The organism is Vibrio sp. 10N.286.51.B11 (assembly GCF_041469245.1).
GTDB lineage: Bacteria > Pseudomonadota > Gammaproteobacteria > Enterobacterales > Vibrionaceae > Vibrio > Vibrio crassostreae_C.
Genome location: NZ_JBFRKI010000040.1, coordinates 58,104 through 73,611 on the forward strand (window position 1 = coordinate 58,104; position 15,508 = coordinate 73,611).

At 45.9% G+C, this 15,508-nt stretch carries 13 protein-coding genes; 11 read left to right on the plus strand and 2 right to left on the minus strand.

The genetic code is table 11. The features are described 5' to 3' along the window. Positions 1 to 272 precede the first annotated feature (272 nt). A complete protein-coding gene (sixA, locus tag AB4154_RS19520; RefSeq protein ID WP_372123884.1) occupies positions 273 to 737 on the plus strand; it encodes a phosphohistidine phosphatase SixA in 465 nt (154 codons plus the stop codon). A 111-nt stretch (positions 738 to 848) separates the two neighbouring features. On the opposite strand, the gene smrB is transcribed toward sixA, so the two are convergent. After that, positions 849 to 1,379 (minus strand): endonuclease SmrB, encoded by a 531-nt coding sequence (gene smrB, locus AB4154_RS19525; protein ID WP_017060641.1) that lies wholly within the window; start codon positions 1,377 to 1,379, stop codon positions 849 to 851. Between the two features lie 62 nt (positions 1,380 to 1,441). Here smrB and prmB point away from each other — a divergent pair, with 62 nt between their 5' ends. The 10 genes from prmB to hflX all read left to right on the plus strand — a co-directional run bounded on the left by prmB (position 1,442) and on the right by hflX (position 13,730). Beyond that, entirely contained in the window at positions 1,442 to 2,374 is a 933-nt protein-coding gene (gene prmB, locus AB4154_RS19530) for a 50S ribosomal protein L3 N(5)-glutamine methyltransferase (RefSeq protein WP_372123886.1), read from the plus strand. Between the two features lie 253 nt (positions 2,375 to 2,627). Beyond that, a complete protein-coding gene (locus AB4154_RS19535) occupies positions 2,628 to 3,269 on the plus strand; it encodes a LysE family translocator (protein ID WP_017060639.1) in 642 nt (213 codons plus the stop codon). Between the two features lie 535 nt (positions 3,270 to 3,804). Then, the gene (locus AB4154_RS19540; protein ID WP_065583674.1) at positions 3,805 to 5,262 is read left to right on the plus strand and encodes a protein adenylyltransferase SelO; all 1,458 of its coding nucleotides are present in this window, start codon (positions 3,805 to 3,807) and stop codon (positions 5,260 to 5,262) included. 159 nt (positions 5,263 to 5,421) lie between these two features. Further along, positions 5,422 to 6,150, plus strand: a complete 729-nt coding sequence (locus AB4154_RS19545) for a response regulator (RefSeq protein WP_017060637.1) — start codon at positions 5,422 to 5,424, stop codon at positions 6,148 to 6,150. Between the two features lie 45 nt (positions 6,151 to 6,195). Further along, on the plus strand, positions 6,196 to 7,641 hold the full coding sequence (locus tag AB4154_RS19550) for an ATP-binding protein (protein ID WP_372123888.1): 1,446 nt from the start codon (positions 6,196 to 6,198) through the stop codon (positions 7,639 to 7,641). 111 nt (positions 7,642 to 7,752) lie between these two features. Continuing rightward, a complete protein-coding gene (locus AB4154_RS19555; protein ID WP_017066147.1) occupies positions 7,753 to 9,000 on the plus strand; it encodes an ABC transporter substrate-binding protein in 1,248 nt (415 codons plus the stop codon). A gap of 181 nt (positions 9,001 to 9,181) precedes the next feature. After that, positions 9,182 to 10,120: a carbohydrate ABC transporter permease gene (locus tag AB4154_RS19560; protein ID WP_372123890.1), complete on the plus strand. Its 939-nt coding sequence runs from the start codon at positions 9,182 to 9,184 to the stop codon at positions 10,118 to 10,120. Further along, the gene (locus AB4154_RS19565; protein WP_009848502.1) at positions 10,117 to 10,974 is read left to right on the plus strand and encodes a carbohydrate ABC transporter permease; all 858 of its coding nucleotides are present in this window, start codon (positions 10,117 to 10,119) and stop codon (positions 10,972 to 10,974) included. Before AB4154_RS19560 ends, AB4154_RS19565 begins: the two co-directional genes overlap by 4 nt. Before the next feature lie 6 nt (positions 10,975 to 10,980). Further along, positions 10,981 to 12,093, plus strand: a complete 1,113-nt coding sequence (locus AB4154_RS19570; RefSeq protein WP_017068959.1) for an ABC transporter ATP-binding protein — start codon at positions 10,981 to 10,983, stop codon at positions 12,091 to 12,093. 269 nt (positions 12,094 to 12,362) lie between these two features. Beyond that, the gene (hflX, locus tag AB4154_RS19575; RefSeq protein WP_017071725.1) at positions 12,363 to 13,730 is read left to right on the plus strand and encodes a GTPase HflX; all 1,368 of its coding nucleotides are present in this window, start codon (positions 12,363 to 12,365) and stop codon (positions 13,728 to 13,730) included. 113 nt (positions 13,731 to 13,843) lie between these two features. On the opposite strand, the gene pfaD is transcribed toward hflX, so the two are convergent. Further along, on the minus strand, positions 13,844 to 15,481 hold the full coding sequence (gene pfaD, locus AB4154_RS19580; RefSeq protein ID WP_136974228.1) for an eicosapentaenoate synthase subunit PfaD: 1,638 nt from the start codon (positions 15,479 to 15,481) through the stop codon (positions 13,844 to 13,846). Positions 15,482 to 15,508: the final 27 nt, after the last annotated feature.

Consider the following 15,508-nt stretch of genomic DNA (forward strand, 5'->3'; position numbering starts at 1 on the left):
ATGTACCCGATGATTCGGCGTGCAAACCTTGTGATCATATTTTGGGATATGAAGTGCTTTTTGGCGATTTCTAAATCACTTTTATCGATTTTTATCAGTAATTTATTTTCTTTTAACAAGATTGTTAAGAAAGTCGAACTCTTTGGCAAGTGACTTGATATAATTATTTATATTGACTGCGGTTTCTCTGGATTGAGAGCCAAACCTAAGTAGCGTTTCGCTGATATATGGGATATATCGACTTTCGACATGTTACGAAGACAGGATTGAACATGAAAATATTCATTATGCGCCACGGTGAAGCAGAACATTTTGCCAACTCGGATGCAGAAAGAGCGTTGACCAAGCGCGGGAAAATGGCTTCTCTTGCCGTGGCACAAGCTGCAAATGAGCAGGGGGTTAGTCAATTCGATAAAGTGCTGGTGAGCCCATATTTAAGGGCACAAGAAACGTGGTTAGAGATCTCTCAGGCGTTTTCTGGAAAGAAAGTAGAAACCTGTGATGATATTACGCCTTATGGAATGTCCGACGATGTGTTTGATTTGACCTTAGCAATGGCTGAAGTAGAAAAACTAGAGACCATTTTATTTGTTTCTCATTTACCTCTAGTTGGCTACCTAACTGCAGAGTTTGCAACAGGCATGGCGCCGCCTATGTTTCCCACTTCGGGCCTAGCGTGTATCGACTTCAACCTTGAGACACAAAAAGGTGAGTTGCTTTGGAACATCAATCCATAAGCTCGTTGAGCTCTGTTTGATGACAAAGTTGCAGACAATTAGAAAGGGCATCTCAATATGATTGGGATGCCCTTTGTTGTTTTTTGGTGAGAGAGAGTTTGTTAACCAGAATTACTTCTCAGGAACCGAAAGCAAGACTAACAGCGCGCCATTGCCGCCAAACTCTAACGGCGCTTGGTGGAAAGCCATCACGTCTGGGTGCTGTGCTAACCACAAAGGCACCTTCTGTTTAAGGATGTGTTTACCGATACCGTGTTGAACACAGGCACACGCCACGCTCTCTTTCACGCAGTGCACAATCATCGCGCCAAGCTCACGTTTGGCTTCTTGTTGAGTCATACCATGCATATCGAGATACACGTCAGGCACGTAGACACCACGACGGAGGCGCTTGACCTCATATTTAGAGACATCATCACGCGCATAACGCGTCGGACCGTCTTCGCTAAGATGCGGAATGAACTCATCCGAGAAATAAAACTCGCTATCACTGGCTTGTCTTGCCGTTCGAGTAATTTCTTTTTGCTTGGCATTTCTTTTTGGCTGCTGGACTATGGTATCCTGTTGCAACTTTTTAACGCCCTTTACTGCATCGTTGAACAGGGCGAAATCGTCATCGAAGTCGGTGTCTTTTTTGCTCATCAGGTTATGAATTCTAATTAGAAACGTAATTAGCAGTATTGTAGCGCTTTTCGGAGACAATTTTGGATAAGATTTTTGTAGAAGAAGCGGTATCAGAACTACACACGCTTCAAGATGTGATTCGTTGGACTGTTAGCCGCTTTAACGCAGCGGGCCTATTTTATGGTCACGGCACTGATAACGCGTGGGATGAGGCAGTACAACTTATCTTACCTACTCTTTATCTGCCGATTGATGTTCCTTCGCATGTGATGAACTCTCGTCTAACGAGCAGCGAACGTCTACGTATTGTTGAGCGCGTAATCAAGCGTATTAATGATCGTACACCAACGGCTTACCTAACCAACAAAGCTTGGTTCTGTGGTCTTGAGTTCTTCGTTGATGAGCGCGTTCTTGTGCCTCGTTCTCCAATTGGTGAGCTGATCGAAGCTCAATTCCAACCTTGGTTAACTGAAGAGCCAACTCGCATCATGGATATGTGTACGGGTAGTGGTTGTATCGCTATTGCTTGTGCTCACGCATTCCCAGACGCTGAAGTAGATGCGATTGATATCTCTACTGACGCATTGCAAGTTGCAGAGCAGAACGTTCAAGATCACGGGAGGGAGCAGCAAGTGTTCCCAATCCGTTCAGATCTTTTCCGTGATTTGCCAAAAGAGAAATACAACCTGATCGTATCTAACCCACCTTACGTGGACGAAGAAGATATGAACAGCCTGCCAGATGAGTTTACTCACGAGCCAGAACTTGGCCTAGCAGCGGGTACAGACGGTCTGAAATTGGTTCGTCGCATCTTAGCTAATGCACCAGACTACCTAACTGACGACGGTATTCTTATCTGTGAAGTTGGTAACTCAATGGTTCATATGATGGATCAGTACCCAGAGATTCCATTCACTTGGATTGAATTCTCTAACGGTGGTCATGGCGTATTCATGATCACTCGTGAGCAGCTTGTTGCTTGCGCTGATGAGTTCTCTATCTACAAAGACTAGGTTTCAATTATTAGGTTAGTGCCCCTATCTTAGGGCTGTAAGCTTAGAACCTGACATCTAGTAAGACGTTCGATTTGAAACGTTTTTATTTAAACGCCATGCAGCAATGCATGGCGTTTTTTATTGCCTAGATTAAAGATGTTTGCATTTATATCGAAGACGTTAAGCGCAATATTTAGTTGATTAATATGAGGGCTTATTACATATTGGTGTTTAATATTTAGTCGTTTTAGTGAGTTAAGGAGGATTCACGATGAGCTTTGATACATGGATTTATTATTTATTAGCGGTGCTAATTTTAACGGCATCACCAGGCCCAAGTTCTTTATTGTGCATGACCAAAGGTGTGCAATCTGGCTTTAAATTATCGATATTTACTGCCTTGGGGAGCTTAACTGCGATTACTGGTATTTTAACTTTATCGTTTACCGGGCTAGGGGTAATTATTGCTTCGTCTGAAGTGGTATTTAATGTCATAAAATGGACTGGTGCAGCTTATCTGATCTTCCTCGGTTGGAAGTCTCTGCGCTCTAGCCAACAAGATTATGACAAGTTATCGGATCAACAAGGCGGTGCTCAATCTGTCAAAGAAAGCGCTGCGCAGCATTACTTAAGTGGCTTTATTGTTGGCGCGAGTAACCCCAAAGCTATCTTGTTTTTTACTGCACTTTTCCCACAGTTTATTGATCCCTCAATTGCGCTATTACCACAGTTTACCGTGTTTGCTTTTACCTTCGCAGTGATGGAATTGTCTTGGTTATTGGTGTATGCCTACTTGGGGGCGAAGTCGTCAAATTGGTTGTTTGCGAAAGGTCGAGCCAAGGTCTTTAATCGTGTCACTGGAGGTGTCTTTATTGGGGCTGGCGCACTGCTTTCGACGACCAGTCGAGCATAACTTTCTGTTTTATCAGAGAGGTGAATGGTTACAGAATATTCTTGATGCTGTCATAAAAGGTTAATATTAATGTGCTTGCTGCTTTTGGCGAAAAGCCGATATATTGTAGTTACACCATCACGTTCTCAAGGAGAGACATATGCAGCATCAAGAAATGATTCAACACAGTAACTTTGGCGTAATCAGTCGTACTTGGATTTTCTCTACCCTTTCTCTAGTGGGTATTCTTGCTCTAATGTAGTCAGCTTCATGGCTCTATAGTTTTAGTTTTTATTATGAAATCACTTGTTAAAAAGTCTTCAAAGTCAGAACTCTTTCTCTTATAAATGTGGCTTTTCTCATCAGGCTAGCCACTTAACTTTTTCTTAGTCATCTTCTTCTAGCAAGCATCCCCCAGTAATTTACTCCTAGTCACCACTTTCTTCTTGTGGAATGGTTTATCACCTTACCTCTATAAACAAGCGCCATCGCACTTCTGAAGTTGTTACGAAACTGTGATAATCTTAAGTTATCTTTTATCTACAGTGTATCTCTCATGTCTGTCTGGGATTCTATTTCATTTAACAATCGATTTACTGCATTACCTCGACTGTTCTATACCCCAATTCAACCTACACCGCTCAGCAATGTCCAATGGCTCGCATGGAATCATAAGCTTGCGGATGAACTCGGTTTTTTGTCATTTGATGATGCTTCCGAGGAATTGCTTGAAACGTTATCTGGCAATGTTGAACCTGAGCAGTTTTCGCCTGTAGCAATGAAATACGCAGGCCACCAGTTTGGTTCTTATAACCCGGATTTAGGTGATGGAAGAGGGCTGTTATTAGCTCAAATTGTCGCGAAAAGTGGCGAAACGTTCGATTTACACCTTAAAGGTGCCGGTAAAACGCCCTATTCACGTATGGGCGATGGACGCGCTGTTATTCGATCAACCGTTCGTGAGTACTTATGTAGCGAAGCGATGGCAGGGCTCAATATCCCAACCACTCGCGCGTTGGCTATGATGACCAGCGACACACCGGTATATCGAGAGAAGCAAGAGTGGGGCGCATTGTTGGTGCGTGCTGCCGAATCACACATCCGTTTCGGTCACTTTGAACATCTGTTTTATACCAATCAGTTGGCTGAGCATAAGTTGCTGGCCGATAAAGTCATTGAATGGCACTTCCCTGAGTGTCTCGATGAAGAGAAACCCTACGCTGCTATGTTTAATCAGATTGTTGACCGTACCGCGGAGATGATTGCGTTGTGGCAAGCGAATGGTTTTGCTCATGGCGTGATGAACACCGATAACATGTCGATCATCGGGCAAACTTTCGATTATGGCCCGTTCGCGTTTCTTGATGAATATGACCCAAGATTGATCTGTAATCACTCGGATTACCAAGGTCGTTATGCTTTTAACCAGCAGCCAAGAATAGGGCTTTGGAACCTGTCGGCACTGGCTCACTCACTTTCTCCGCTGGTGGATAAGGCCGACTTAGAGGCGGCTTTAGAGCAGTACGAACCGCAAATGAACGGTTACTTTAGTCAGATGATGCGTCGTAAGTTGGGGCTACTTTCGAAACAAGAAGGCGACAGTCGTTTGTTTGAATCTATGTTCGAGCTGATGTCGCAAAACAAAGTCGACTACCCAAGGTTCTTTAGAACGCTATCGAACCTAGACACCTTGTCGCCACAAGAAGTGATTGATCTGATAATTGATCGAGAGGCAGCAAAACTGTGGGTAGATAACTACTTACAACGCTGCGAATTGGAAGATAGCTCAGTGGTCGAGCGCTGCGAAAATATGAGACAGGTAAACCCGAAATACATCCTCAGAAACTACCTAGCTCAGCTAGCGATAGACAAAGCAGAGCGCGGTGATAGCAGCGATATTGACGCTTTGATGGTGGTACTGGCAGACCCTTATGCGGAACACCCGGATTATGAATACCTTGCGGCTCTACCTCCTGAGTGGGGTAAAGCCATGGAGATCAGCTGCTCTTCATAACCAACCAATAGCGGATTAAGCCCTAAAGATTCAGATAGAGGTCACTAAGTTGTGATCTTTATCTGTTTGTTCTTCTAACTTTACAAACATGTCAATAATCAAACAATCGGCCAGCCTATACACTATGTGAATAAGTTGTAAATTTAATAGGTTTGGGCGATGCCAACAAATACTCGAATTCTCGTGGTGGATGATGATCAAGAAATCCGCGAGCTGCTGGAAGAGTACCTCACAAAATCTGGTTTCGATGTTTCTTCTGTGGGAGATGGTGTTGAACTAGAAGCTCATCTGCAAAACCAAGGTTATCCAGATCTGATTCTGCTTGATGTGATGCTACCCGGTGACGATGGTTTTACCTTGTGTCAACGCGTCCGTAAGCAATCGAATGTGCCTATCATCATGCTGACTGCCGTATCGGATGAAACCGACCAAATTATCGGCTTAGAAATTGGTGCTGATGATTACATTGCCAAGCCGTTTAGCCCTCGTCAGTTAATGGCGCGTATCAAAGCGTTGTTGCGCCGCGTTCAAGTGGTGGATGACAAGACAAGTGATGCATTGCCAAAACAGATTGTTTTTGGTGATTGGACGCTTGATACGTTAGCGCATCGAATTTCCCACAATGAAAACTCGGAAGAGATGGATTTATCGGGCAGTGATTTTTCTCTGTTGATGTTGTTCTTAACTCGCCCTAACGAAGTTCTCGACCGTGACACTATCTCATTCGCGACCAGAGGCCGTGAAGCGTTGCCTTTTGAGCGAGGCATTGATGTGCAGCTTAGTCGTCTGAGAAGCCGATTGGGCGACAGTGGCAAGTATCCTCACTACATCAAAACCATGCGCGGTAATGGCTATATCCTCGCTGTGCCTGTTCAGTATGAACACTGATAATCAAGTGATGTTAATGAGCACCTCGGCAATGAAGTATTTCCTATGAACGGGTTGAGTCGGTTAAAGCCAAACTCTTTGGTTGCCAGAACATTGTTACTGACCTTGTTAGCTGTGGTGATAGCTCAAGGTATCGCAACGTCTATTTGGTATAGCGAATCCAAACACAAAGAACTGGAGGGGATTCGTTCTGCCTCTTCAAGCATGGCCAATATGTTTGCCTCGACGGTGACTTTCTTCCAGTCTCTGCCCGTTAAATATCGCCATATCGTGTTGGATCAAATCCGCAATATGGGCGGTACGCGCTTCTTCGTTTCTTTCAATAAAGAGGCGTTGATTGTCGAACCGATCCCTGATACCCGTTTAAAAACCGCCTCGATTGAAGCGATAGAAAGTGTTTTGAGTAGCAAGCTCAATAAAGTCGAATCAGTGCGGGTTGATTTCTCTCGCCCTGAACATCTTCGTTTGCTTAAAAATGACATCTACTTGAGCGATCTCCCACGATCGTGGGCACATCATACTTTAACCTTAGAACCTCTTAACCCTCCTATTCTGGTTGTTCAGATAGAATTAGCCAGTCATGAATGGGTGTATATCGCCGCGTTGTTGCCTGCGCCTTACGTCAAACTCGACGATACGATTCTCGGCAGAGAACAGGTGATCTTCTTAGTTTCCTCGACCCTCATTCTTTTGGTTTTGACTTACTTGATGATTCGTCGGCAAGTACGCCCTCTTAAAAAATTAGCAAGAGCGGCCAATGAGATGAGTATGGATATTCAGCAGCCGCCACTTAACGAAGAGGGGGCTACTGAGCTGGTGACGGCGACCCGAGCGTTTAATCGAATGCAGCAACGGATTCGTCGCTATGTTGCCGACCGTGAGCACCTTTTCTCTGCAATCTCACATGATTTAAAGACACCAATAACACGGCTTAGACTACGAGCCGAGCTATTGGAAAGCGAAGTAAAGAAAGACAAGTTCAATAAGGATTTGGATGAGCTTGAGATGATGGTTAAGGGCGCTTTACAAGCGGTAAGAGATACCGACCTTCACGAAAACAACGCCATTATCGACCTCAATGAGATGATGCTCTCCGTGATTGAACTGCACAACCAACATCAAACCTTGGTTGAGTTTGAGCCCATTGTGGTTGACCCGTTAGTCGCCAAACCATTAGCCATTAAACGTGTGCTGACCAATCTTATCGACAACGCTGTGAAATATGGGACATCAGCTGAAGTCGATATTAACAGTGATTCGGTGTGGGTTATCGTGACTATTCAAGATCACGGAAAAGGTATTCCTGAAGACAAGTTAGAGTTGGTGTTTGAACCTTACTTCAGGCTCGCCACTGACGACCAAGGACACGGTTTAGGGCTTGGAATCTGTCGAAACATCCTACACGGACACGGCGGAGATCTCATTATTCGTAACTCCCCTCAAGGCGGCATAGAAGCTAAAGTCTATATTCCACGCGGCCTAGAAGTTTAATGTAACAATTGTGTTACATTGAGCTTACCTTTTGTTTCAATCTTACAAACCAGAATAAGTAGACTCTGTATTGAACCGGACGTCGAGTCCGCTAAAACATGGAAGATAATAATGAAAATCAATAAAACCCTACTTACTCTATCTCTTCTTGCTGCCTCAACATTTTCTCAAGCTGGTGAAGTGGAAGTGCTTCACTGGTGGACTGCCGGTGGCGAAGCGAAATCCGCAGCTGTACTGAAAGAGATGATTGAAGAACAAGGCCATACTTGGAAAGATTTCGCTGTTGCTGGTGGCGGCGGTGAAAGTGCGATGACTGTTTTGAAAACTCGAGCAGTGTCGGGCAATCCTCCATCTGCGGCGCAGATTAAAGGTCATGATATTCAAGAGTGGGGTGGTTTAGGTTTTCTAACGTCTCTCGATGCAACTGCGAAACAAGAAAAATGGGATGAGCTACTGCCAGAAGTGGTCACTAAAGTGATGAAGTGGGATGGCGAATATGTCGCAGTTCCTGTCAACGTTCACCGTGTTAACTGGCTTTGGGCGAACCCTGTTGTTTTAGAAAAATCAGGCGTGACGGTTCCAACTACGTTAGATGAGTTCTTTGTTGCCGCAGACAAGATTAAAGCGGCTGGCTTCATTCCACTGGCTCACGGTGGTCAACCTTGGCAAGACGCGACGGTATTCGAAGCGGTGGCACTTGATGTGCTAGGCAGTGAAGACTACAACAAAGCGTTCGTTGACCTGGATATGGACGTGTTGTCTGGTGACAAAATGGTGGAAGTATTCACCAAGTTCAAAAAGATGCGTGATTACATCGACAGCAACTCTCCGGGTCGTGATTGGAACGTAGCAACTTCGATGGTTATCAATGGCGAAGCGGCAATGCAGATCATGGGTGACTGGGCGAAAGGTGAATTTACTGCGGCAGGCAAAGTACCGGGTAAAGATTACATCTGTGCACCAGCACCGGGCACTGATGGCCAATTCACTTTCAACATCGATAGCTTTGCGTTCTTTGAGCTGAGTGACAAAGAGAACCAAAAAGCGCAGCAAGACCTAGCGAAAACCATTCTTACCAAAGATTTCCAAGAAGTCTTCAACCTTAACAAGGGTTCTATCCCTGTACGTCTAGATATGGACATGTCTAAGTTCGACCAATGTGCGTTGGATTCAATGGCAACCTTCAAAGCGAGTGCGAAATCTGGCGATCTTGTTCCGAGTATGGCTCACGGCCTAGCGACAACAAGCTACGCTCAAGGCGCGATTTACGACGTGGTAACCAACTTCTTCAACGAAAAAGATGCCGATCCAAAACAAGCGGCGGCTAAGTTAGCGAAAGCTGTGAAAGCGGCTATCTAATATAACTTGATAAGCGACACACAACGCACGTGAGTGACGGGTTGTGTTGCTTTACCAAACCCCCAGGGTGGGTAGGCTCGTAGGGAGCCTATCTACTCTTCACTCCCAATTCTGATATGCGTGATGCTGATGTGGTGCCGAAAGGTAAGCCATTGGCTCGATTGTGCAACAAGGATAAGTTATGGAGCATGTTTTGACTGAGTCGACTCCAAAACCCACAAGGAGCCAGCCTGCGCCCAAGCCTAGCTTTGCTGACAGGTTGCAACATTGGTTACCCAAGATTGTACTGGCGCCGACCGCGTTAGTGACCGTGGTGTGTATCTACGGCTATATATTCTGGACGGCGGCGCTGTCGTTTACGAATTCTCGATTTTTACCGAGCTTCAACTTTGTTGGTTTAGCTCAATATGAAAAGCTGATGGACAACGATCGCTGGATCACCTCAATCACCAACCTCGGTGTGTTTGGTTTTCTGTTCATGGCGATTGCTATCTTGTTGGGTGTGGGTTTGGCGGTATTGCTTGACCAGAACATCCGTCAAGAAGGCGCGATTCGTACCATTTATTTATACCCAATGGCCTTGTCATTCATCGTGACGGGTACTGCTTGGAAATGGATTCTCAATCCGGGTCTTGGCATTGAAAAACTGATGCAAGATTGGGGCTTTACCGACTTCAAATTCGATTGGTTAGTCGACTCTGAAATGTCGGTCTATACCTTGGTTATCGCAGCACTTTGGCAGTCGTCAGGCTTCGTGATGGCGATGTTCTTAGCCGGCCTTCGTGGCATTGATTCTTCAATCATCAAAGCCGCTCAAATTGATGGGGCAAGCTTACCCACTATTTATCTGAAAATCATTCTACCTTGCTTGCGCCCTGTGGTTTTCAGCGCGGTGATCATCACCTCACACATTGCGATTAAGAGTTTCGACCTTGTGACCGCGATGACAGCGGGTGGCCCAGGTTATTCATCGGATCTTCCTGCGCTATTCATGTACGCACACTCATTTACGCGTGGACAAATCGGCCTTGGTGCTGCCAGTGCCATGATGATGCTTGCTGGTATCTTAGTGATTCTCGTGCCTTATCTTTACTCTGAACTTAGGGAGAAAAAGTCATGATGAATAACATCAATTTTGCTCGAATCTTTATTTATTCAGCACTGCTTTTCTTCTGCTTGGTGTATCTAATGCCATTGTTTGTCATGGCGCTGACCTCATTCAAAACTCTGCCAGACATCAAGGCAGGTAACTTGATGAGCTTACCGAAAGAGTGGGTGTTTGATGCTTGGTATAAAGCGTGGGACACCGCCTGTACGGGCGTGAAATGTGAAGGCATCAAAGGCTACTTCTGGAACTCGTTCCAAATGGTGATTCCTGCGGTTGCGATTTCAACATTGCTCGGTGCATTCAATGGTTATGTAGTGACGAAATGGCAATTCCGAGGCTCGAATCTGTTCTTCAGCTTACTGTTGTTTGGTTGCTTCATTCCGTTCCAAGTGGTGCTACTACCAATGGCAACCATGCTCGGCAAGATGGGGCTAGCGAACACAACCATCGGCTTGGTGATTGTGCACGTTATCTACGGCATGGCGTTTACAACTCTGTTTTTCCGTAACTTCTACATCTCGATTCCGGATGAATTGATCAAAGCAGCAAAACTGGATGGTGCAGGCTTCTTTACCATTTTCTTCAAGATCTTATTACCGATCTCTACGCCTATCATCATGGTGACGGTGATCTGGCAGTTCACCGCAATCTGGAACGATTTCTTGTTCGGGGTGGTGTATTCCGGCTCAGAGACTCAGCCAATCACCGTAGCATTAAATAACTTAGTCAACACCAGCACGGGCGTTAAAGAATACAACGTTGATATGGCTGCCGCGATCATCGCCGCGCTGCCAACGCTGTTGGTGTATGTCTTCGCAGGAAAATATTTTGTTCGTGGCCTAACGGCAGGATCAGTAAAAGGATAATTACCCATGGCAACATTAGATTTAAAACAGATCCGTAAAACCTATCGCAACGCGGACAACGAAACGTTAAAGGGCATCGACATCAGTATCGATTCGGGGGAGTTCTTGATACTTGTCGGCCCTTCGGGGTGTGGAAAATCCACCCTAATGAACACCATTGCTGGGCTAGAAAATATTAGCTCGGGTGAAATCGTGATTGATGGTGTTGACGTGGCCCAGGTTGAACCTAAAGACCGCGACATCGCGATGGTATTCCAGTCGTACGCACTTTACCCAAACATGACGGTACGCGGCAATATCGCCTTCGGCTTGAAGATCCGCAAGATGCCACAAGACGAAATCGACGCAGAAGTGAATCGCGTCGCTGAAATGCTGCAAATTGAGCAACTGCTTGATCGTAAACCATCACAGCTATCTGGTGGTCAGCGCCAGCGTGTCGCGATGGGACGTGCACTAGCGCGTCGTCCTAAGTTGTACCTGTTCGATGAACCGCTTTCTAACTTGGATGCCAAGCTGCGTGTTGAAATGCGTCATCAGATTAAACGTCTGCACCAAAAGCTGAACACCACCATTGTTTACGTCACCCATGACCAAATAGAGGCGATGACCTTGGCGGATCGTATTGCGGTGATGAAAGATGGTGAACTGCAGCAACTCGGTACGCCGCAAGAGATCTACACCAAGCCAAACAATATGTTTGTCGCGGGCTTTATGGGTTCACCATCAATGAACTTCATTAAGACCATGGTGGATTTGGATGATGATCAGAATCCGATCATCAAAGTAACGGGTACGTCTGAGCAAGAGCACCACATTCGATTACCACAAAGCATGCGTGAACAAGATGGCAAAGAAGTGGTGATTGGCCTGCGCCCTGAACACATCACTGAGCAGGAAAGTGAAGATGTGTCGGCAACGACCAAGCTAGATTTACAGCTGGAAGTCTTGGAACCTACAGGGCCAGATACGATTGCGATGGTGAAAGTGAACGACCAAGAAGTAGCGTGTCGCTTGTCGCCAGAATTTGAAGTGTCAGTTGGGCAAATGGCGCCGCTGCATTTTGACTTATCAAAGGCGGTATTCTTTGATGCTCAGACTGAAGCGAGAATTGATTTTTAGTTTTTGAGACAGTAGCTCAATGAGAGTCTAAGCTTAAACAAAGGCAGTATCACTAACTTATAATAAGTAACGTGATGCTGTCTTTTTTGTGTTTTAGCCTGTTTTATTTCCTCACGAAAACAGAGGGATAAACGAGATAAATGGATTAACTGCAATAATATCGCTAATTAGCCTCCGTTAGCTCTATAAAGCTGACCGAGAACAGCGTAGGATCGCGCTACTTTAGACCAAATACTAGGTTGCACATTAGTGCATAAACAGAAGAATACATGAAACTAACAGCAAAACCCTCAGCTAGTAACGCTTTACTTATTTCTATTACGACACCGGACTTCAAAGGTGACGAAGCAAAAGAGTCTCTTGCCGAACTTGCTCGCTTAGTAACAACCCTAGGGTTTAAAGTGGTCGGTACACAATCACAGCACCACAGTTCAACACAACGACAAAACGTGTTGGGCGCAGGTAAGCTTGCAGAAATTGCACACTTAACCGGTTACCAAGGTTCGATTGAAGAAGCCGAAGATGAAGATTTTATCGATGAGTCTTTTGATTTTCGTGCTGGTATCGATGAGTTAGATTTTGATGATCTTCCATCTGAAGACGTGGAGTTTGGTACTGCTGACGTAGTGGTATTCGACTGTGATTTGAGCCCATCTCAACTGCGTAATGTAGAAGCTCACTTGGGTGTCGAGGTGTTTGACCGTACTGGTATCATCATTGAGATCTTCAGCCGTCATGCTCGTACTCGTACCGCACGTCTGCAAGTTGAAATCGCTCGACTAAACTACCTAGTGCCTCGACTGCGTGAGACGGCCGACGGTGATAAAGAGCGTCAAATGGGTCAGGGTGCAGGTGAAACTTCACTAGAGCTAGACCGCCGTAAAGTACGTGACCAAATTGCTGCACTTAAGCGTGAGCTGGTTAGCGTACAAGACGAAATGAAGAACCGACGCACTCAGCGTTCGGAGCTTTTCACTGTTGCTCTGGTTGGCTACACCAACGCGGGTAAATCTTCGATGATGCGCGCTATGACCGCAACCGAAGTGAGCGGTGAAGATAAGCTATTCGCGACCTTAGATACCACGGTTCGTGCACTTCAGCCGATCACTCAGCCGCGTATCTTAGTGTCAGATACGGTGGGTTTCATCAAGAAACTGCCACACGATCTGGTTGCTTCATTCCACTCAACACTAGCAGAAGCGCATGATGCTTCATTACTGCTTTATGTGGTTGATGCTTCTGATGTTTCATTCCGCGCACAGCTTGATGTGGTACACGAAGTATTAGCGCAAGTGGGCGTTGAAGGCAGCGAAAAACTATTGGTACTGAACAAGTGCGATAGATTGAGCGAAGAAGAACAGTTAGAGCTGATTGAAGAATTCCCAGATGCAATGCTGACCTCGACTCGTGACCCGCTCGATATCACCAAACTACACAAGTACATTGTGGGTGTGGCTGAACAAGGCATGATCGAAGAAGAGATCACGATTCCTTATTCTGGACAAGGCATTATCGGTGAGATTCGCTCAAACATGAGTGTGGTGAAGGAAGAATACGACTACGAATGCATCAAGCTTACTGTACGCTCAAGTGCAATTGATTTAGCGCGCTTGAAAAAGCGTATGCAGAAGTCTTAATTTTGTAGCGAGCCTGGCAAGAACAACCAAAAGAAAAGCGACCCGATAAGGTCGCTTTTTTGTTTCCTGTCGCTGAGTAATTAGTTACTCGTCAACCAGTCCATTTAGGTCATTTACGCCATTCTTTGAGTTGGCTTCCATCGTGCTAGTTCTGGATCAAGCTTGATGCCTTGCGAAGTCAGCAGGTTAACACGTGCTAAGTAAGCCGCACCGTGCATCAGGTGCTTAGCAAGGTCGACCGCATTACGCTGCTGGTAATCATCTAGGTAGCTGTCTTTTGCCCACGCGTTGAATGCGCCAAGTGCAGGGCCAGCCCATACTTGATAATCCATTTCACGACCTTGTTCGCCCGTGTTTGACCAGCGGCTAGAAAGCCCCAAGTACCAGCGGAAAATCAACGCCATTTTACGCTTCGGGTTGCCTTCAGCGCGTTCGATCTGTTTAGGGTCGCGCTCGTTAAAGTGAGCAACAGTACCTGCCCAGATGTCATCCAATGTTGAACGGAATACCTGCTTCTCTAGCTTTTGACGTTCTTCAACTGGAATCGCTTCAATGGAGTCGTAGCGTGTGTAGATCTCGTAAAGCTTGTTTGCACGCATTGGGAACAAGGTACCGCGCTTAACCACTTGCAGCTTCACGCCCATTTCGAACATGTCTGCTGCCGGAGCCATAGTCACGTCAGCCATTTCAGTTGTCGAAAGCAGCTTACGTGTGTGTTCGCTCGCGCCAGCTTCAACACAGGCTTGGTTAATAGAACCAGTAACAATGTATGCCGCGCCCATGTTAAACGTTGCTAGAGCTGCGTCAGGCGTGCCGACGCCACCACCACAACCAACACGCAGCGGTGTTTTGAATTGGTACTGAGCTTGGATCTGTTCTTTCAACGCAAGAATCGTTGGTAACAGGGTAACTAGAGGGCGGTTATCGGTGTGACCACCAGAATCCGCTTCTGCAGTAATGTCATCCGCCATTGGAACCAACTGTGCTAGCTCCATCTGTTCTGCTGTGATTCGACCTTCATCAACCAAAGCTTGCAGCATTTTCACAGGAGCAGGCTGCATGAACTTGCTTGCGACTTCAGTACGGCTCACTTTTGCGATGACTTTGTTGCCAATCTGGATTTCGCCTTTTGCATCACGGCTTAGACCAGCAGCACGATAGTGAACAATTTGCGGTGTTAAACCTAAGAAGGCTGAAGCCTCAACCGTTTTCACTTTGTGCTTCAAAAACAGCTCTACACTGCCGCGCTCTAGTGCAGGTTCACTTGGGCTGTGAATCAGGTTAAACGCGTAAGGGCCGTTTGGTAGCGCTGCTTGAATACGGTTGATCGCTTGCTCAACGCGAGACGGGATTAAGCCTGCCGCGCCAAATGAACAAAGAATGCCTGCCTGACCAAGCGCAATTACAAGCTCTTCAGATGAGATGCCGTTGGCCATTGCGCCTGCGTAGTACGCGTATTTTACGCCATGACAGCGACGAAACTCTTCGTCGCCCAAGCTTTGTGTACCGAGTGCAGGAGCAAATGCGCTAACAGGTTGGCTGTTCGCTGCACTTGCTGAATCACCCGATGTAATTTCAGCTTGTTGGCTGACGCCTAAGCCTTTTTCTGGGTGGCTCACTACGTAACAAGCAAGGCTTAAGTCTTTTAAGATGGTCGACATTGCCGCGCTATCAAAATGAGTTGTGTTCTCTTCAATCTGCCAAGGCCACGGAGATAGCTTTTCGTTATTGATAGTAGTTTGAGTTGTCATAATTATTTCTTTCCTAGTTCCGTGTCA

Bases quoted from the DNA above. Each gene is read 5' to 3' on its own strand.
- sixA (WP_372123884.1), top strand. From the start codon at position 273: ATGAAAATATTCATTATGCGCCACGGTGAAGCAGAACATTTTGCCAAC.
- smrB (WP_017060641.1), bottom strand. From the start codon at position 1,379: ATGAGCAAAAAAGACACCGACTTCGATGACGATTTCGCCCTGTTCAAC.
- AB4154_RS19535 (WP_017060639.1), top strand. From the start codon at position 2,628: ATGAGCTTTGATACATGGATTTATTATTTATTAGCGGTGCTAATTTTA.
- AB4154_RS19540 (WP_065583674.1), top strand. From the start codon at position 3,805: ATGTCTGTCTGGGATTCTATTTCATTTAACAATCGATTTACTGCATTA.
- AB4154_RS19545 (WP_017060637.1), top strand. From the start codon at position 5,422: ATGCCAACAAATACTCGAATTCTCGTGGTGGATGATGATCAAGAAATC.
- AB4154_RS19550 (WP_372123888.1), top strand. From the start codon at position 6,196: ATGAACGGGTTGAGTCGGTTAAAGCCAAACTCTTTGGTTGCCAGAACA.
- AB4154_RS19555 (WP_017066147.1), top strand. From the start codon at position 7,753: ATGAAAATCAATAAAACCCTACTTACTCTATCTCTTCTTGCTGCCTCA.
- AB4154_RS19560 (WP_372123890.1), top strand. From the start codon at position 9,182: ATGGAGCATGTTTTGACTGAGTCGACTCCAAAACCCACAAGGAGCCAG.
- AB4154_RS19565 (WP_009848502.1), top strand. From the start codon at position 10,117: ATGATGAATAACATCAATTTTGCTCGAATCTTTATTTATTCAGCACTG.
- AB4154_RS19570 (WP_017068959.1), top strand. From the start codon at position 10,981: ATGGCAACATTAGATTTAAAACAGATCCGTAAAACCTATCGCAACGCG.
- hflX (WP_017071725.1), top strand. From the start codon at position 12,363: ATGAAACTAACAGCAAAACCCTCAGCTAGTAACGCTTTACTTATTTCT.
- pfaD (WP_136974228.1), bottom strand. From the start codon at position 15,481: ATGACAACTCAAACTACTATCAATAACGAAAAGCTATCTCCGTGGCCT.